Annotated in this window: 18 protein-coding genes and 1 pseudogene; 12 read left to right on the forward strand and 7 right to left on the reverse strand. The window is 72.3% G+C overall.

The genetic code is table 11. The annotated features are described in order from the left end of the window. Positions 1 to 792 carry an enoyl-CoA hydratase/isomerase family protein gene (locus ACFOW4_RS22875; RefSeq protein ID WP_377530980.1) on the forward strand — a complete coding sequence of 264 codons (792 nt, stop codon included), beginning with the start codon at positions 1 to 3 and terminating at the stop codon, positions 790 to 792. A gap of 29 nt (positions 793 to 821) precedes the next feature. Here the strand turns inward: ACFOW4_RS22875 and ACFOW4_RS22880 are convergent, their stop codons facing one another. Then, positions 822 to 1,445: a hypothetical protein gene (locus ACFOW4_RS22880; RefSeq protein ID WP_377530983.1), complete on the reverse strand. Its 624-nt coding sequence runs from the start codon at positions 1,443 to 1,445 to the stop codon at positions 822 to 824. A 13-nt stretch (positions 1,446 to 1,458) separates the two neighbouring features. Next, positions 1,459 to 2,040: a DNA-3-methyladenine glycosylase I gene (locus tag ACFOW4_RS22885; protein WP_377530985.1), complete on the reverse strand. Its 582-nt coding sequence runs from the start codon at positions 2,038 to 2,040 to the stop codon at positions 1,459 to 1,461. 134 nt (positions 2,041 to 2,174) lie between these two features. Here ACFOW4_RS22885 and ACFOW4_RS22890 point away from each other — a divergent pair, with 134 nt between their 5' ends. Continuing rightward, positions 2,175 to 3,080, forward strand: a complete 906-nt coding sequence (locus ACFOW4_RS22890; RefSeq protein WP_377530987.1) for a sterol desaturase family protein — start codon at positions 2,175 to 2,177, stop codon at positions 3,078 to 3,080. Between the two features lie 10 nt (positions 3,081 to 3,090). On the opposite strand, the gene ACFOW4_RS22895 is transcribed toward ACFOW4_RS22890, so the two are convergent. Continuing rightward, positions 3,091 to 3,588, reverse strand: coding sequence for an SRPBCC family protein (locus ACFOW4_RS22895; RefSeq protein WP_377530990.1), 498 nt, complete (start codon positions 3,586 to 3,588; stop codon positions 3,091 to 3,093). Beyond that, a complete protein-coding gene (locus tag ACFOW4_RS22900; RefSeq protein WP_377530993.1) occupies positions 3,585 to 4,127 on the reverse strand; it encodes a DivIVA domain-containing protein in 543 nt (180 codons plus the stop codon). The genes ACFOW4_RS22895 and ACFOW4_RS22900 overlap by 4 nt, the downstream gene beginning before the upstream one ends. A 157-nt stretch (positions 4,128 to 4,284) precedes the next feature. Between ACFOW4_RS22900 and folP the strand changes: the two genes are divergently transcribed. Continuing rightward, complete coding sequence (gene folP, locus ACFOW4_RS22905; RefSeq protein ID WP_377530994.1) at positions 4,285 to 5,154, forward strand: dihydropteroate synthase; 870 nt, start codon at positions 4,285 to 4,287, stop codon at positions 5,152 to 5,154. A 12-nt stretch (positions 5,155 to 5,166) separates the two neighbouring features. Here folP and ndhC read toward each other — a convergent pair whose 3' ends face one another. Next, complete coding sequence (gene ndhC / locus ACFOW4_RS22910; RefSeq protein ID WP_377530997.1) at positions 5,167 to 5,544, reverse strand: NADH-quinone oxidoreductase subunit A; 378 nt, start codon at positions 5,542 to 5,544, stop codon at positions 5,167 to 5,169. 130 nt (positions 5,545 to 5,674) lie between these two features. On the opposite strand from ndhC, the gene ACFOW4_RS22915 reads away from it, so the two are divergent. The 3 genes from ACFOW4_RS22915 to ACFOW4_RS22925 all read left to right on the forward strand — a co-directional run bounded on the left by ACFOW4_RS22915 (position 5,675) and on the right by ACFOW4_RS22925 (position 10,368). Next, positions 5,675 to 7,117: a hypothetical protein gene (locus ACFOW4_RS22915; protein ID WP_377531000.1), complete on the forward strand. Its 1,443-nt coding sequence runs from the start codon at positions 5,675 to 5,677 to the stop codon at positions 7,115 to 7,117. 376 nt (positions 7,118 to 7,493) lie between these two features. Continuing rightward, positions 7,494 to 9,341, forward strand: a complete 1,848-nt coding sequence (locus tag ACFOW4_RS22920; protein ID WP_377531001.1) for a 2-oxoacid:acceptor oxidoreductase subunit alpha — start codon at positions 7,494 to 7,496, stop codon at positions 9,339 to 9,341. Further along, positions 9,334 to 10,368 carry a 2-oxoacid:ferredoxin oxidoreductase subunit beta gene (locus tag ACFOW4_RS22925; protein WP_377531004.1) on the forward strand — a complete coding sequence of 345 codons (1,035 nt, stop codon included), beginning with the start codon at positions 9,334 to 9,336 and terminating at the stop codon, positions 10,366 to 10,368. The genes ACFOW4_RS22920 and ACFOW4_RS22925 overlap by 8 nt, the downstream gene beginning before the upstream one ends. A gap of 65 nt (positions 10,369 to 10,433) precedes the next feature. Here the strand turns inward: ACFOW4_RS22925 and ACFOW4_RS22930 are convergent, their stop codons facing one another. After that, the gene (locus ACFOW4_RS22930) at positions 10,434 to 11,081 is read right to left on the reverse strand and encodes an FMN-dependent NADH-azoreductase (RefSeq protein WP_377531005.1); all 648 of its coding nucleotides are present in this window, start codon (positions 11,079 to 11,081) and stop codon (positions 10,434 to 10,436) included. An 82-nt stretch (positions 11,082 to 11,163) separates the two neighbouring features. On the opposite strand from ACFOW4_RS22930, the gene ACFOW4_RS22935 reads away from it, so the two are divergent. Then, entirely contained in the window at positions 11,164 to 11,649 is a 486-nt protein-coding gene (locus tag ACFOW4_RS22935; protein ID WP_377531008.1) for a MarR family winged helix-turn-helix transcriptional regulator, read from the forward strand. Between the two features lie 66 nt (positions 11,650 to 11,715). Here ACFOW4_RS22935 and ACFOW4_RS22940 read toward each other — a convergent pair whose 3' ends face one another. Then, on the reverse strand, positions 11,716 to 12,729 hold the full coding sequence (locus tag ACFOW4_RS22940; RefSeq protein ID WP_377531011.1) for a potassium channel family protein: 1,014 nt from the start codon (positions 12,727 to 12,729) through the stop codon (positions 11,716 to 11,718). A 265-nt stretch (positions 12,730 to 12,994) separates the two neighbouring features. On the opposite strand from ACFOW4_RS22940, the pseudogene ACFOW4_RS22945 reads away from it, so the two are divergent. The 5 genes and pseudogenes from ACFOW4_RS22945 to ACFOW4_RS22965 form a co-directional block, all read left to right on the forward strand. Beyond that, positions 12,995 to 13,369: pseudogene (locus ACFOW4_RS22945) on the forward strand (sigma-70 family RNA polymerase sigma factor); the annotation flags it as partial. Between the two features lie 22 nt (positions 13,370 to 13,391). After that, the gene (locus ACFOW4_RS22950) at positions 13,392 to 14,063 is read left to right on the forward strand and encodes a hypothetical protein (RefSeq protein WP_377531013.1); all 672 of its coding nucleotides are present in this window, start codon (positions 13,392 to 13,394) and stop codon (positions 14,061 to 14,063) included. 111 nt (positions 14,064 to 14,174) lie between these two features. Next, complete coding sequence (locus ACFOW4_RS22955; protein ID WP_377531016.1) at positions 14,175 to 14,813, forward strand: helix-turn-helix domain-containing protein; 639 nt, start codon at positions 14,175 to 14,177, stop codon at positions 14,811 to 14,813. A gap of 134 nt (positions 14,814 to 14,947) precedes the next feature. Continuing rightward, positions 14,948 to 15,544 carry an ATP-dependent Clp protease proteolytic subunit gene (locus ACFOW4_RS22960; protein WP_377531018.1) on the forward strand — a complete coding sequence of 199 codons (597 nt, stop codon included), beginning with the start codon at positions 14,948 to 14,950 and terminating at the stop codon, positions 15,542 to 15,544. Between the two features lie 776 nt (positions 15,545 to 16,320). Then, entirely contained in the window at positions 16,321 to 17,739 is a 1,419-nt protein-coding gene (locus ACFOW4_RS22965; RefSeq protein ID WP_377531021.1) for a N,N-dimethylformamidase beta subunit family domain-containing protein, read from the forward strand. Positions 17,740 to 17,743: the final 4 nt, after the last annotated feature.

Here is a 17,743-nt window from a genome sequence, read left to right on the forward strand (position 1 = left end):
GTGACCGAGCCGCTGCTGGTCGACCGGACCGACGCCGTCGTCACCCTCACGCTGAACCGCCCGACGGCGATGAACGCCCTCGACGTGGCGCTCAAGGAGGCGCTGCGCGACACCCTGGCCGAGCTGGAGACCGACCGGTCCTGCCGGGCCGTGGTGCTGGCCGGCGCGGGCGGGTCGTTCAGCGCCGGGCAGGACCTGCGCGAGCACGTGTCGACCCTGGAGTCGGGCACCGGCAACCCGCTGGACACCGTGCGGGCGCACTACAACCCGATCGCCGCCCGGCTGGCCAACCTGCCCAAGCCGGTGGTCGCCGCGGTGCGCGGGATGGCCGCCGGCGCGGGCGCGTCGCTGGCCTTCCTCGCCGACATCCGGATTGGCGGGCCGACCACCAGCTTCCTGATGGCCTTCGCCAAGGTCGGCCTGGCGGCCGACACCGGCGCGTCCTGGACGCTGCCCCGGCTGGTCGGGCACGCCAAGGCGGTGGAGCTGCTGCTGCTGGCCGAGCCGGTACGCGCCGAGGAGGCCTGCCGGCTGGGGCTGCTCAACCGGCTGGTGGACGACGACGAGAAGGTGCTGCCCACCGCGCAGGAACTCGCCGCCCGGCTCGCCGCCGGCCCGACCGTGGCGTACGGGGCGATCAAGCGGCAGCTCTCCATCGCCGACGCGGGCACCCTCGCCGACGCCCTAGCGGCCGAGGCGCAGGCGCAGTCGATCTGTGGTGCCACCGCCGACCACCGGGCGGCCACCATGGCCTTCGTCGCCAAACAGAAGCCGGTCTTCGAGGGACACTGAACCGCGGCCCGCGCACCGGGCCGGTGTGGTCAGTCGTCCTCCTCCGGGTCCTGGTTGGCCTCAGCGCCCAGCACGAACGCCTGCATGGCCAGCTCGTCGCCGGACGGGGAGACGAAGGCGGGCAGCTCCCGGGGGCCCAGCTCCTGCACGTAGGACCAGAACAGCCGGACCGCCTCGGCCGGGGTGCCGGCCTCGATCGGCAGGTCGAGGCTGACCAGCCAGGTGCGCCGCAGCGGCGGCGGACCGAGCCGGTCGGCCAGCTCCCGGAAGGCCGCCGGGTCGAGCGCGGTGACCGGCCCGTCGAGCGACAGCCGGTCGGCCGGGACCGGCTCGTCGAAGGCCCGCCGGGTGTACGCGACGACCAGCGTCGCCGGCTCGACCGGAGACTGCGGGTCGTCCGGGTCCTCCCGGTGCCGCTGGACCGGTGCGGTGACCCGGCCGAGCGCCACCAGCCGGGGTGGCGTGTCGGCGAGCACCGCCACCCGGTCACCCGGTGCGGGTCGGCCCACCTCGGTCAGCCCGGTCAGCTCCAGCGTGTCGTGGTGCACGAGCCGCTCGGCCTCGTACCGCTCCGCCGGCAGCAGCACCGCCCAGGTGCCCGTCGGATCGGTGCGGCCGGTCCCGCCGGCCCGGTGCGCGGTCTCGGTCGTCATGTCTGACATCCCATCACGCCGTCGGCGGGACCGTGACGTGACAGCCGGCGAGGTGGTCGTCGACCATCCCGGTGGCCTGCATCAGCGCGTACGCCGTGGTGGGGCCGACGAAGCGGAAGCCGCGCTTTTTGAGCGCCTTGGCCATCGCGGTCGACTCCGGGGTGATCGCCGCGACCTCGGCAAACGAGGTGGGGCGGGTCGGCCGGGGCGCCGGCGCGTACGACCAGAGCAGCGCGGAGAGGCCGTCGGGCAGCTCCAGCGCCGCACGCGCGTTGGCGATGGCCGCTTCGATCTTGGCCCGGTTGCGGACGATGCCGGCATCGGCGAGCAGGCGGGTCACGTCGGCCTCGCCGTAGCCGGCGACGGTCGGGATGTGGAACTCGTCGAAGGCCAGCCGGAACGCCGGACGCTTGCGCAGGATGGTCAGCCAGGACAGGCCGGACTGGAACGCCTCCAGGGTCATCCGCTCGTAGAGCGCGTCGTCGCCGTGCAGCGGCCGGCCCCACTCGGTGTCGTGGTAGACGGCGTAGTCGGGGGTGCTCGCCCCCCAGGCACAGCGCGGCAGCCCGTCGGCGCCGATCACCAGGTCAGTCACCCCCTCACGCTAGGCCAACCCCCCGACACCCCATTGCCAGTGGCCGCCGGGCTGCCTATGGTGCTGGTTACCGACCGGTAGGTCGGGGTCACCGCCCGGTCTCCCGACCGGGAACGGCGAGTGGAGGCGGCGCGATGAAGGAGTTCCCCGACGTCATCGCCTGGTCGATCCCGGCGTTCCTGTTGCTGATCGTGCTGGAGCGGGTCTCGTACCTGCTGCACCGCGACGACGACGAGGTCGGCTACGGCGGTGCCGACACCGCGACGAGCATGGCGATGGGGCTGGGCAGCGTCTTCACCGACCTGCTCTGGAAGGTGCCGATCGCCGCCGCGTACGCGCTGCTCTACGCGCTCACCCCGCTGCGGGTGGCCGAGGTCTGGTGGAGCTGGCCGCTGATCCTGCTCGCCCAGGATTTCTGCTACTACTGGTCGCACCGGGGGCACCACGTGATCCGGATCCTCTGGGCCTCGCACGTGGTGCACCACTCGTCGCAGCGGTTCAACCTCTCCACCGCGCTGCGCCAGCCGTGGACCGGTCTGACCAGCTGGGTCTTCTACATCCCGCTGATCCTGGCCGGTGTGCACCCGGCGGTGGTGGCCTTCTGTGGCTCAGTCAACCTGCTGTACCAGTTCTGGATCCACACCGAGCGGATCGACAAGCTCCCCCGCTGGTACGAGGCGGTCTTCAACACCCCGTCGCACCACCGGGTGCACCACGCCTCGCAGGGCGGATACCTGGACCGCAACTTCGGCGGCATCCTGATCGTGTGGGACCGGCTCTTCGGCTCGTTCGCCGCCGAGCGGGAGCGCTGCCGGTACGGGCTGACCAAGAACATCGCCAGCTACAACCCGCTGCGGGTGGCCTTCCACGAGTACGCCTCGATCGCCCGCGACCTGCGCGCCGCCGTGGGCTGGCGGCAGCGGGCCGGGCACCTGTTCCGCTCACCGGGCTGGCGACCGGCCGACGCCGCCCCGGACACCGGGCGGCTGCCGGAGACCGCAGCGTCCGGCCCGGCGGCGTCGGTCACCCCCGCCACCTGACGGCGTCCGCTCAGGGCAGCCGGCCCTGCTCGACGAGCCGACCGAACTTCTTCAGCGCCTGGGTGAGGCTGACCTTCGAGCCGGGCCAGAGCAGCGGCCAGGCCACCCGGCCGGCCGGGCCACCCGGGAGGTGGAACCATTCGTGCCAGACCACCTGGGTGCGGTCGCGTTCCATCTGGGTGCAGCGCAGCACGCCCGGGCCGCGTAACAGCCGGCCGCAGTGCACCACGCCGATTTCGTACGGCTGGTCCACCCGGGTCACACGCATCTCGTCGCGCAGCACGGCCGGACCGATGGTGGTGACCGCCTCGATCAGGCTGCCCTCGCGCCCGTCACCCTCGACCACCTTCACGGTGGTGAACGGGATCCAGTCGGACTGACGTTCCCAGGCGAGCAGCGCGGCGAAGACCCGCTCCGCGGGGGCGTTGACGACGACCGAGGCGGTCACCTCGCCGGCACCCGGTTGGGCGGCCTCGCGGAAATCGTCGGCGCCGTCCCGACCGTTCACGCTGACTCCGACCGGACGACCGTGCCGTGCTTCCCGGCCGCCGGCTCGTCGTCGAGCGGTTGGCCGGCGCTCGGCTCGTCGCCCACCGGGGCGACAGCCTCCGGGTCGACCGACGAGGACGTGGACCCCGTGTCGGTCCCGGCCTCCACGGGGGTGGCCGGCTCCTGCGGCGCGGTGGCGTCAGCCGCCTGCTCCCGGGCCCGGCGCAGCGCCTCGGCATCGGCGGTCCGACCCTCGCGCAACGCGGTGACCTCCGCCTCCAGCACGCCGATCAGTTCGGACTTGTAGCCGATGTCGTAGGCGGCCCGACGCATCGCCTGATCGACCTGGGCCATCCGGTACCCGCGCAGCGCGGTGTCGAAACGGACCTCACCCACGTCGGACTCGCGCAGCGGCCGGGTGCCCGGCAGCGGTACGGCGCGACCGTCCGGCTCGGCGGGCGCGAGGCCGGGATCCTGGCCGGTGACCAGCACCGTCACACCGAACACCACCGCCGCGACGGTCAACGCCACGACCACCAGGAGCAGAAGCTGACCCATGCAGTGATCGTGGCACGTCGGACCGGCCCGGAGCGAGCCCACCACTCGACCGGTCCCGATCGGCTCCGCCGCCCGCCCGGTGCCGTCCCGGGTCGAGGGGCTAGCGTCGGGACCGGCCGGCGGGGCGGTCGACGGTACGGACTCTCGGGAGGCGGGCATGGCCGGGGCGCTTCGGCTGGGTGGGCGGACGTTCGCCCCGGGTGAGCTGGTGGTGATGGCGATCGTCAACCGGACGCCGGACTCGTTCTTCGACCGGGGATCCACCTTCGCCGCCGACAGTGCGCTGCGCGCGGTGGAACGGGCGGTGGACGAGGGCGCCGAGATCATCGACATCGGCGGGGTGAAGGCCGGACCCGGCGCCGACGTGGACGTCGCCGAGGAGATCCGGCGCACCGTGGACACCATCGCCGCGGTGCGGGCCGCGTTCCCGCAGGTGGTGATCTCGATCGACACGTGGCGGGCGGAGGTGGCGGTGGAGGCCGTCGCGGCCGGCGCCGACCTGCTCAACGACACCTGGTCGGGCGCCGACCCGGCGCTGGCGCAGGTCGCCGCGCAGACCGGCGCTGGCCTGGTCTGCTCGCACGCCGGCGGGCTGGCCCCACGGACCCGGCCGCACCGGGCCGCCTTCGACGACGTGGTGGCCGACGTCATCGCGACGGTGACCGGGCTCGCCGAGCGCGCGGTGGCCCTCGGGGTACGCCCCGACGGGATCCTCATCGACCCGGCACACGACTTCGGCAAGAACACCCGGCACTCGCTGGAGATCACCCGCAGGCTGGACGAGCTGACGGCCACCGGCTGGCCGCTGCTGGTGGCGCTGTCCAACAAGGACTTCATCGGCGAGACGCTGGACCTGCCGGTGGCCGAGCGGTTGGAGGGCACGCTCGCCGCGACGGCGGTCTCGGCCTGGCTGGGGGCGCGCGTGTTCCGGGCGCACCAGGTACGCCCGACCCGTCGGGTGCTGGACCTGGTCGCGGCGATCCGGGGCGACCGTCCGCCCGCGGTGACCCGCCGGGGGCTTGCCTGACCGGTGCGGGGGTCAGGTCCAGCGCAGGATGTTCCTCCGCCAGGCGTAGAGGATGCCGAGCGCCAGGACCGCCACGAAGATCGCCATCTCCACCACGGTGACCAGGCCGAAGCCCGGCCGGTCGAACACCACCGCCCAGGGGAAGAGGAACACCGCCTCCACCGCGAACAGGACGTACAGGTAGGCGTAGACGTAGTAGCGGATCTGCATCTGCGCCCAGTCCCCGCCCACCGGGTCGAGCCCGCACTCATAGGCGGTCCGCTTGCCCGGCGGATCAGCCGGACGGGCAGGGCGTAACACCCGGTTGGCCGAGAACGCCGTAAGGAAGAAGAGAACGCTGGCGAGCAGAAGCAGCCCGAGCGTCGCGTACGAGCCCAGGTAACCGGTCACGTTCGGCAGCCTACCGCCCCCGCCGGAGCGGTCGTATCGAACACGTTACGGATTCGTTTCCCGATGGGACTAGTGCTCTGGGGCAACTGTTACGAATATTGGACCCTCACCCATTGTCAGCGGAGGACAGATGGCCCGCCTGGACGTACCGCCCGGCACCCGGGCACCGGGGCGGCGGAACGCGCCCCTGCTGGCGACCTCCCTCGCGGTCGGCATGCTCGCGGCCATGGCCGTCGGGCCGGCCCTGGCGAGCGCGGCGGTGCCGGACGCCAGTCCGATCGCGGCGGCCACCGACCCGGTGACCGAGCCGGACCCCCCGGAGATCGAGCCCACCTCGGCCGAGCCCACGCCGACCGAGGAGCCGACCGTCAGCCCGTCGCCGACCGAGCCGGCACCGGAGACCACCGCACCCCCACCGGTGACGACTCCACCCGCCGCGCCGACCACTCCACCAAGCGTCCCGGTGCCGACCACCACCGCTCCCGCTCCGGGCACCACCACCCGGGCGCCCACCGCAGCGCCCCCGGCGCCCCCGGCACCGCCGGTTCCGCCGCCCGCGCCGGGGCCGAACGCCCCGGCGCCGAACCCGCTCGGTGTGCAGATCACCACCGAGGACGTCACCCTCTCCGGGGCGTACTGGAACGCGGCCAGCACCCCCACCACGCTGCGGGTCACGGTGACCAACACCGGCACCACGGCCGAGCGGATAAGGCTCTCCTACACGCTGCCCGCCGGCCTGACCGACACCGGGACGAAGGGCTGCGCCGCCACGGGAGCGGGCGCGTACCGCTGCGGTGCCTGGACGGCCCCGGCGGGGGCCAGGTTCAGCACCCTGATCCGGCTGCGGGTCGCCGGCAACGCCTGGCGGCAGATGCCGCTGAGCGGGTCGGCACGGGTCACCGCGACGGCGCCCGGGGTGGCCGGCACGGCCACCGACGACCAGGGCTTCGCGGTGCTCTTCCCGCCCGGCCCGCCGGTGCCCGGCATCTCGCTGGCGGCCGACGAGGTGGCCTTCGACATCAGCGGTGGCGCGAGCACACTCGCCGTCCGGCTCGGCAACACCGGCAAGGTGGACGCCGCCGGCCGGGTCGAGGTGGTCCTGCCGGCCGGGGTGCGCGTGCCCGTCCCGCCGGCGGGGTGCGTGGGGGTGGACCCGACCCGCACCCGGTGCGACGCGGGCACGGTTGCCGCCGGGAAGGCCGTCGAGCTGCGGCTGCCGGTGGAGGCGACCCCGCAGGCCCAGCGGGAGGCCCCGCTGTCCGGCGCCGCGATCGCCCAGCTCGACCCGCGCAGCGGCCCGGCCCGGCAGGTGCAGATGAGCTTCCGGATCACCGCGGCGGCGGCGCTCGCCACCCCGGTGGCCTCCCCTCCGGCGCCGACCGGCTCCCAGGGCGTGCTCGCCGGCGGCGGCGCCGGTGACGGCGACCGGATGAGCTCGGTCCAGCGCACCGCCATCATCCTGATCGCCGTCTCCGCGCTGCTCGTGGTGCTGGCTCTCACGCTGGCCACCACCTCGCTACGGCGCCGTCTCGCCGACCCGGCCCCGGGGCCGACCACGGCCGCCACCGACTGACCGGCCCGCACCGACCGACCGACCGGCCGGCCGGCATCCCGCCGCGCCACCCGCGACCGCCGGCCCAGCGCCGGCGGTCGTGGGCGCTTGGCGGTCTCCGGAGGCCCGGGGTCGGTGATCTGGATTACGGCGGGCACGGCGAAACGGTGTAAAACGGTGCATTCGTCGACCCGATCCGGTCCCGGTCCACGGACCTCCGGGGAGGACGGGGGGCCTGTGCGACGTAGGCTCTCAGGTGAGGAACGACAGCGGACCGGACCACCCTGGGGCGGTGCGGTACACCGGTGCGTCAAGGAGGTCCCGTGACCGGGCAAGGCGAGGTCACCATCATGTTCAGCCGCCCGCGCGAGCGCGCGCAGCGAAGCGAGGTGCAGGCGTGACCAAGCAGATCCGTCAACTCGACCGGGTGGTCATCCGGTTCGCCGGTGACTCGGGCGACGGCATGCAGCTGACCGGCGACCGGTTCACCTCGGAGACGGCCCAGCTCGGCAACGACATCTCCACGCTGCCCAACTTCCCCGCCGAGATCCGGGCGCCCGCCGGCACCCTGCCCGGCGTGTCGAGCTTCCAGGTGCACTTCGCCGACTACGACATCCTGACCCCGGGTGACGCGCCGAACGTGCTGGTGGCGATGAACCCGGCGGCTCTCAAGGCCAACCTGGCCGACCTGCCGCGCGGCGCGGACATCATCGTCAACACCGACGAGTTCACCAAGCGCAACCTGGCCAAGGTCGGCTACCAGGTCAGCCCACTGGACGACGACTCGCTGGCCGGGTACGTGGTGCACCCGGTGGCGCTGACCTCGATGACCATCGGCGCGCTGGCCGCGCACGCGGTGTCGAAGAAGGACGCCGAGCGGTCGAAGAACATGTTCGCCCTCGGTCTGCTCTCGTGGATGTACTCCCGGCCGTACGAGTCGACGCTGCGCTTCCTGGAGCGCAAGTTCGCGGCGCGTCCGGAGCTGGTCGAGGCGAACGTGGCGGCGTTCCGGGCCGGCTGGAACTTCGGCGAGACCACCGAGGACTTCGCGGTCCGCTACGAGGTCAAGCCGGCCAAGATGCAGCCCGGCACCTACCGCAACATCACCGGCAACGCCGCGCTCTCGCTGGGCCTGGTCGCCGCCGGCGTGCGCTCGGGGCTGCCGGTCTTCCTCGGCGCGTACCCGATCACGCCGGCCTCGGACATCCTGCACGAGCTGAGCAAGCACAAGCGCTTCGGTGTGCTCACCATGCAGGCGGAGGACGAGATCGCCGCGGTGGGCGCCGCGCTGGGCGCGTCGTACGGCGGCTCGCTGGGCGTGACCACCACCAGCGGACCGGGTGTGGCGCTGAAGAGCGAGACGATCTCCCTCGCCGTGGCGCTGGAGCTGCCGCTGGTCATCGTGGACGTGCAGCGGGCCGGCCCGTCGACCGGCATGCCGACCAAGACCGAGCAGGCCGACCTCAACATGGCGCTCTACGGCCGGCACGGCGAGGCTCCGGTCGCGGTGATCGCGCCCAGGTCGCCGTCGGACTGCTTCTTCGCCGCGCTGGAGGCCGCCCGGATCGCGCTGACCTACCGCACCCCGGTGATCCTGCTGTCGGACAACTACGTCGCCAACGGCTCGGAGCCGTGGCTGCTGCCCGACGTCGAGTCGCTGCCGGACCTGCGGGTGGAGTTCGCCGCCAAGCCCAACGGCGAGGACGGCACCACGTTCCTGCCCTACCTGCGCGACCCGGAGACCCTGGCCCGGCCGTGGGCGATCCCGGGCACGCCGGGGCTGGAGCACCGGATCGGCGGGCTGGAGAAGGCCGACAAGACCGGCGACATCTCGTACGACCCGGCGAACCACGACTTCATGGTGCGTACGCGGGCCGCCCGGATCGAGACCATCCCGGTGCCGGACATCGAGGTCGAGGACCCCGACGGCGACGCCCGGGTGCTGGTGCTCGGCTGGGGCTCGACGTACGGCCCGATCGGCGCGGCGTGCCGGGGGCTGCGTCAGCGTGGCCTGTCCATCGCCCAGGCGCACCTGCGGCACCTGGCCCCGATGCCGGCCAACCTCGGCGAGGTGCTGCGCTCCTACGACCGGGTGGTCATCCCGGAGATGAACCTGGGCCAGCTCGCCCACGTCATCCGGGCCCGCTACCTGGTCGACGCGATCAGCTACAACCAGGTCCGCGGCCTGCCGTTCACGGCAGCGGAGCTGGAGACGACGCTGGAAGAGGTCCTGAAGAATGTCTGAGCCCGTCGCCCTCAAGCTCACCGCCAAGGACTTCAAGTCCGACCAGGAGGTGCGCTGGTGCCCCGGCTGCGGTGACTACGCGATCCTGGCCGCCATCCAGCAGTTCATGCCGGAGCTGAACATTCCCCGCGAGCGGACCGTCTTCGTCTCCGGGATCGGCTGCTCGTCGCGATTCCCGTACTACATGAACACCTACGGGATGCACTCGATCCACGGCCGCGCGCCGGCGATCGCCACCGGCCTGTCGGTGTCCCGGCCGGACCTGTCGGTGTGGGTGGTCACGGGTGACGGTGACGCGCTCTCCATCGGCGGCAACCACCTGATCCACGCGCTGCGGCGCAACGTCAACCTCAAGATCCTGCTGTTCAACAACCGGATCTACGGTCTGACCAAGGGGCAGTACTCGCCCACCTCCGAGGTCGGCAAGGTCACCAAGTCGACGCCGGCCGGCTCGGCGGACGCCCCGTTCAACCCGCTCTCGCTCGCGCTCGGCGCCGAGGCGAGCTTCGTCGGCCGCACCATCGACTCCGACCGCAAGCACCTGCAGTCGGTGCTGCGGGCCGCCGCCGAGCACCAGGGCTCCGCGTTCGTGGAGATCTACCAGAACTGCAACATCTTCAACGACGGCGCATTCGACCAGCTCAAGGAGCCGGCCACCCGCGACGACTACCTGATCCGGCTGGAGCACGGGCAGCCGATCACGTTCGGTGCGACCGGGCAGTTCTGCGTGGTGCACCCGCCCGGCGGGTTCGGCCTGGAGGTACGGGAGACCGCCTCGGTGCGACCGGAGGAGATCGTCGTGCACGACGCGACGGTCGCCGACCCGGCGTACGCCTTCGCGCTGTCCCGACTGCCCGGTCTGGACCTGCGCAACACCCCGATCGGGGTGTTCCGCTCGGTGGACCGGCCGTCCTACGACAGCGTGGTGCAGGAGCAGCTCGCGGCCGCCAAGGCGAAGGTCACCGAGACTCCCGAGCAGCAGCTCGCCGGCCTGCTCGGCAGCGGCGACACCTGGACGATCATGTAACCCGTACCGCAGCGTCGAGAGCGGCCGTTCCCTACCGGGGACGGCCGCTCTCGTCGTAGCGTGGCTCAGCGCTGGGCGTCGGCCGGCGCCCAGAGGTTGTCGATCTCCTTCTCGGCCGCCGCAAGGCTCGCCTCGTGCAGCGGGATCAACTCGGCCATCGCCGGGACGACCGGCGCGAGGGTCAGCTCGGTGGCGATGAAGCGCGGCTGCAGCCCGGTGGTGGACAGGCCGTGCGGCAGCCAGGGCTCGGCGTGGTCCCAGCCGTTGCGCGGCGTGCCCTCGCCGTAGCCGCCACCCCGGGTGGCCAGCACGATGAACTCCCGGTCACCGAGGAGGCCGGCCCGGGTCTCCGGGTCGTAGGCAAGCCCCGGCGCGATCAGGTGGTCGACCCAGGACTTGACGCTGCTCGGCGCGCTGTAGTTGTAGAGCGGGAGCCCGAGCAGGACGACGTCGGCCTGCTTGATCTCGTGCACCAGCCGCTCGCTCAGCTCCCACGACTCGCGCTGCGCCGGGGTGTGCTGCTCGGCCGGCACCATCCGGGCCAGACCGCCCGCCGCGTCCAGGTGCGGCAGCGGCTCGGCGCCCAGATCGCGGTAGGTCACCGTGCCGTCGGGGTGTGCCGCGCGCCAGGTGGCCGCCGCGCGGGCGGTGAGCCGCCGGCTGACCGACTGCTCTCCCTGGATGCTCGAGTCGATGTGCAACAGGTGTGGCATTATTTCTCCTCCAAGGATCGTCTGTGTAGCACCAACTATTTATAGCAGGCAGATGTTTCCTCGGATCGGTAGAGTGGGTCACATGTCCGCCGCCCCGCTCGACCCTTCGGAGCACCGTTCCGGGGCGCTGCTGGACCATCTGGCGCGACGGATGCGGCTGCGGTCGGAGTCGGTGCTGGCACCGCTGGGCCTGCGTCCGCGACACCTGGTGGCGCTCACCGTGCTGCGCGCCGGCGGCGGAATCAGCCAGCAGGCGCTTGCCAGCACCTTGGAAATGGACGGCACCAACATCGTGGGGCTGCTCAACGACCTGGAGGCGGAGCGGCTGATCGAGCGACGCCGCTCCCCCGAGGACCGTCGGCGACACGTCGTCGAGCTCACCGACGACGGTGCGAAGCGCCTCAGCGAGGCGGAGTGCGCCCTGGCCGGTGCCGAGAACGAGGTGTTGGGAGCGCTGGAGCCCACCGAGCGGGAGACGCTCTACGAGTTGCTCCGGCGGGCCACCACCGGGCCGATCTCCTGTGGCGAGGCGGTCCGCGAGGAGACACCGCCCGACACCTCCTGCTGACGCAGCCGGGAGGACCGGATCAGGACGCCGTAGCCGGCGACGGACCGCCGGATCTGGACGGGCGGGTCAGACCGCCGTCGTGGACGTCGGCCGGTCGTCGCGGACGTGCACCAGCATGTCGCCGGTCTCGATCACCGCGCCGGCCCGGTCGGCCAGCGTGACCACCTTGCCCCGCCGGACCAGGGCGATCACCAGCGATTCCAGCTCGCGCGGCGAACGCCCCACCTCGTTCCGCTCGGCCGAGCGCATGGCCAGCGCCATGCCCTGACCCGGGGTGAGCAGGTCCTCCACCACGTCGATCAGGGGCGGTGCCGAGGTGGACAGGCCCAGCAGCCGGCCGGCGGTGGCCGAGGAGACGATCACGTGGTGCGCGCCGCTCTGCTTGAGCAGTGGGGCGTTCTCCGCCTCACGGGCCGCGGCGATGATCCGTACCTGCCCGGCGGTGAGTTGCCGCACGGTCAGCGCCACCAGCACCGAGGCGTCGTCGCTGTCGGTCGCGATGATCACGGCCTTCGCCGTCTTCACGTGCGCCTCGTTGAGCACGGACGACCGGGTCGCCGAGCCCTCGATGGCCACCAGCCCGGCGGCGGTGGCTCCCCGCAGGGCGGCGCCGTTGCGCTCCACCACCACGATCCGGGACCGGTCCAGACCGTTCTCGAGCAGAGCCGAGACCGCGCTGCGGCCCTTCGTGCCGTAGCCGCAGATGATGACGTGGTCCTTCACGCTTCTCCTCCACCGCGACAGGCGACGGCCGGTCCGGTACTGCTCGGTCAGGACTTCCAGGGTGGTGCCGACCAGGATGATCAGGAAGAGCACCCGGGCGGGAGTGACGAAGAGGACGTTCACCAGCCGAGCCGACGGCGCGAACGGGGTGATGTCGCCGTACCCGGTGGTGGAGAGGGTGACGACCGCGTAGTAGAAGCAGTCGAGCAGGGTGAGGCCGTCCTCGTTGACGTCGCGGTAGCCGTCCCGGTCCAGGTAGACCACCGCGACCACGGCGAAGACCAGACCCAGGGCCGCGGCCAGCCGAAGGCTCAGGGCGCTCAGCGGGCCCCTGCGCTGCGCGGGAAAATGGATCACCGTCGAACCTGCTCCGCCACCGTCGCCTGCACGCCCACAACATAGCGGGTACGGCGCGATCCGCACCCCCGGGTGGTCGATGCGGACAGCCCGCGGCCACCCCGCACCCGACTACCCGTTGACAGCGACGAACCGGTCAAGGCCGGCAGACAGAGGGGGTACGACCCTCGTGACGACAAGCGGCGAACGGGCCGCCGGAGCCGACGACGAGTACACCGGGTACGTCCGGTCCCGGATGGTCCAGTGGCGACGGACGGCGTACCTCATGTGCGGGGACTGGGACCGGGGCGACGACATCCTGCAACGGGTCCTCACCGACCTGTACCGCAACTGGGCGCGGGCGCGCCGGGCCGACCACCTGGATGCCCTCGTCCGCACCATGCTGCTGCGGCGGCTGATCGACGAGCGTCGCCTGCGCTGGTCCCGGGTTCGGCTCGGCGCCGCGCAGCCCGAACGGGCGGCGAGCGGCACCGACCCCACCGACCGGATCACGCTCGTGGGCGCGCTGCGCCAGGTCCCGCCCCGGCAACGGGCCGTGCTGGTGCTGCGCTACTTCCAGGACCTCAGCGTCGAGGAGACCGCCCGAGCCATGGACTGCTCGACGGGCACGGTGAAGAGCCAGGCCGCCAAGGGGCTGGCGACCCTGCGCACGCCCGAAGCAGGTGCAGCCACCGGCGCCCCAACGGGACAGCGGCGAACCGGCCACCGTGCGCGGCACCGCCGTCGGCCCCGTCCTGAACGGCTCGACCAGCACCGTCGTCACCTACACGGGCGCGGATGCTCCGGAGGCGATCCTGCGCTGGCGGTACGCCCCGGACGGCTGGGCGCAGCTGCGCCTGTACGGCGGCACGGGGGACGTGACGGCGACGGCCGCCCGGGTGGCCCGTTCGCTGCGCTTCGGCGACGACCCGGTCCCGCTGCCGGGAACGGTGACCGGAGTTCCGGCCGGACTACGCCCGATCACGGTCGACGTCACCGAGTCACTGGAGCAGCCGGGGTCCTGGTACGCGAACACGACGTGGTCCCCGGAGCCGGCCAGCGCGGAACCCGGCCGGCAGCGGGCCCGCACGCTCACCGTCGCTGTCTCCCGCTACCGGTCCGTCACCGACCCCTTCGACAAGGCGAACGTCGACCCGAACACGACGGTCGACGGGCATCGGGCGAAGTTCGGCGGGCTGCGCGGCAACGAGTCGCTGACCGTCTACGACGTCGGCGGGGCGACCGTGACGATCAACGACGACGCGCTGCTGCCCGCCGGCGGCACCCGGGCGCTGTTCCGTACGGTGCGGCTGGTGCCCGAGCCGGCCACCTGGCACACCCACCTGCTCCGCTGAGGGCGACGGGCCCGCGCCGTCGGACGGCGCGGGCCCGCAGGGTCGGCCCGGACCGGCGGGAACGGGCATGATGGGGGTGACCCGGACGACGACCGCGAGAGTGAGGCCCGCATGTCGTTGCTGCGACGAGTGATCGGCGGGGTGCTGCGCCGGCTGCGCCAGGGCCAGGGCCGCACGCTGCGCGAGGTGGCCGAGTCGGCCGGGGTCTCCGTGCCCTACCTGTCCGAGGTCGAGCGCGGCCGCAAGGAGGCCTCCTCGGAGGTCCTCGCGGCGATCTGCCGGGCGCTCGGCATCCACCTCTCCGACCTGCTCGAGGAGGCCCGCGACGACCTGCGCCGGGTCGAACGGCGCATCCCGGCCGCGCCCCGGGCGGCCCTGGCCCGGCTGGAGCGGGTGCCGTCGACGCGCGACGAGACCGGGCCGACGCTCCGGATCGGCTTCCAACCGGCCGAGGCGACGCCGCCCGTGGCCGCATCTCCCACCGCCCTCGACCACCTGGCCGAGGCGGCGTCGCCCGTGGCCGCCGCCCCGACCACCGTCCGCCACCCGGCCGGGCCGGTGCTGCGGCTGGGCGGGCCGATCCTGCACGTCGGCGGTCCGGCGTCGCCCGTCGGGTCGACCGTCGGCGGGGCGGAGCTGCGGGTCCGGCTGATCGCCTCCGCGCCCGCCGGGCGCCCCGGTCCGCGTACCTCCAGGCTGCTGGCCCGCCGCCGGGCCCGGGCGGGCCGGCGGCGGCTGACCGCGGTGTAGGCCGGCCGGGTTCTGCCCTGGGCGGATCTGCCGCCGGCAGAATCCCTGGGCCGCGACGACCGCCGCGCGCACGCTGGAGGGGCCGGTCCCCCGGGCGGTCCCGCCGCCCGCCGGCGCGGTGGAAGGCGGACGCGATGATCTCCTACGGTGTGCGGATGCTGGACGGCGGGCAGCCGTCCTTCGGCGACCAGGTCTTCGAACGGCTGCTGCGGGAGCGGATCGTCTTCCTCGGCAGCGAGGTGACCGAGGAATCGGCCAACCAGATCTGCGCGCAGATCCTGCTGCTCGCCGCCGAGAACGCCGAGCGGGACATCTACCTCTACATCAACTCGCCTGGCGGCTCGGTCAGCGCGGGCATGGCGGTCTACGACACGATGCGGTACGTCCGCAACGACGTGGCCACCCTGGCGCTCGGCTTCGCCGGATCGATGGGGCAGTTCCTGCTCTGCGCGGGCGCGGCCGGCAAGCGGTACGCACTGCCGCACTCGCGGATCATGATGCACCAGCCGTCGGGCGGAATGGGCGGCACGGCCTCGGACATCACCATCCAGGCCGAGAACATGCTGCACGTCAAGCGCACCATGCAGGAGCTGACCGCCCAACACAGTGGACGGACGCTGGACGAGATCCAGCGCGACTGGGACCGGGACCGTTGGTTCACGGCCGAGCAGGCTCGCGAGTACGGCCTGGTCGACGAGGTGGTCACCCGGGCCGAGCAGCTTCCCGGGTGAGCGGTGGCGGTGGCCGGCGATGGTCCCGCCGGCCACCGCTCTGGCTCTGACGCCGCCCTCATTCCCGTGCGCCGCCCCGGGCCCCGGACGGGCACCACGGCGACCCGCACCGAGGCCGGACGCGACCCCCTCGATCCGCATCCGGACACCGGCACGGGATGGCCGCCATGGTGCCGGCCCTCGATGTTTCGGAGCCTATTCCCGCACGTGGGAATGTGCGCGCGGTGCCGCTGCAGCGCATTTGCCGGGAATCTCGTTACAGCGAAGATCATTGATTGAGCGGTCAGGATCATCGACCACCCTGAACCGACGAGGCTCTTCGCCCTGCTGTCGTCATACCGACAATTTTTTCCCTCGGAGGCCTACGGGGCTGCGGCCGGTGGTAGCGCTCTGGCATCGTGCGGCGTGGTTGAGGCGGGCAGACCGATCCTGTGACGGCGGTGCCCGAAATGGATCACTGGCCCAACTTCCGCCTGGCTTCCGCCCAACTTCGGTCTCGGGCACGGATGTGACCAAGGGAAGAAGCACCTGGGAGAGAGGAGGCGAGTTGCGTGACCAATAAAGATGATGTCAGGCCGGCCGGATCCCGCTGGTCGCGCCGCGCCGCGTTCACTGTCTTCGGGGTCAGTGGAGCGCTGGCTGTGGCGGGATATGGTGCGGCACGCCTGCTCACTCGGGCTTCCTCCTCCGTGCCGGAGTTCGACCCCTACTACGCGGGGGATCAGGCCGCGACCCCGGCGAGGCCCGGTCCGCAACCGTCCCTGGGATCGCGCGCGGTGACGCGGGAGAACTCCCGAGCCGGCACCAGGGGCTTCAGCATCGCGAACCAGCGGTTCGGCGACGACAAGCAGGCTCAGATCGCCGGATACGCCTCGGCGACGAGTGTGGCTCCTGGCGAGGACCTGGATTTCCACGTGTCGGTCGCTCCGGCTCAGGAGTACCGAATTCAGGTATACCGACTCGGCCACTACGACGGGATGGGCGCACGCCTGATCACGGCGAGTCCCTGGCTGCCTGGGCGTACGCAGCAGGCACCCAGCGTGGACCCGGAGACCGGGATGGTGCGCTGCGACTGGGCGCCCGGGTGGCGGCTACGGGTGGACCGGAGTTGGGTGAGCGGCTACCACCTGGCATTGCTGACCAGCGCGGAGGGCTGGTGCCGGTGGGTTCCCTTCCTGGTGCGTGAGCCGGAGCCCGCCGCGGCCGGGTTGGTGATCGTGCCGACCAGCACCTACCAGGCGTACAACATGTGGCCGGAAGATGGAAGCACCGGGGCGAACCTCTACTACGGCTTCGACCCATCCCGCCAGAAGATCCCCACGCTTCGCTCGGCGGCGGTCAGCCACGACCGGCCCTACGGCAACACCGGACTGCCCGCCCTCGCGGACCGTGACATCGGCTTCGCACAGTGGATCGAGCGGATCGGCGCCGACGTCAGCTACGCCACGAGCGAAGACCTGGACCGCGGACGGGTGGATCCGGCCCGGTACCGGGCGGTGATCTTCTGCGGCCATGACGAGTACTGGACCGTGGAGATGCGCCGAAGGGTGGCGGCAGCCCGAGACAGCGGGACCAGCCTCGTCTTTCTCAGCGCCAACAACTGCTACTGGCGTATCCGCTACGGGGCAGCGGACGGACAACCGGACGAACGCACCGTGGCCTGCTCGAAGACCATGAAGTTCTCGGACGGACGTGTTCCCCTGATGACCCAGTGGCGTCGCGCCGGAAGTCCGGAGCAGTCACTGATCGGGGCGCAGTACGTGAGCGTGGTCGACGGCTACGCGGACCTGGTGGTCCAGGACAGCAAGCACTGGTTCTGGGCGGGTACCGGGCTGCGGGACGGCGACACAATCCCCCGCGTCGTGTGGGGCGAGGCGGACCAGGTGATGCCCGGCGTCACCGTACCGTCGCCACGGGAACACACGGTGCTCGCCAGATCCCCGTACCGCCGCAAGGGCAAGACGCAGAACTCAGACACGACGCTCTATCAAGCGCCGTCGGGCGCCTGGGTCTTCGCCGCCGGCACAATGGGGTGGACGGCAGCGCTGCAGGCCGAGGGGTTCGCCGACGAGCGACTCCAGCAAGCCACGCGGAACCTGCTCGACCGGGTCCTCGCCTCGCCCGGCGACCGGCACGGCCGGCCAGCCGTTGCCGCTGCTCGTGTCGAGGACGGCGCCCGTTCCCTGCTCAGATAGCTCG

It is taken from the genome of Micromonospora sp. GCM10011542, from assembly GCF_042650685.1.
Lineage (GTDB): Bacteria > Actinomycetota > Actinomycetes > Mycobacteriales > Micromonosporaceae > Micromonospora.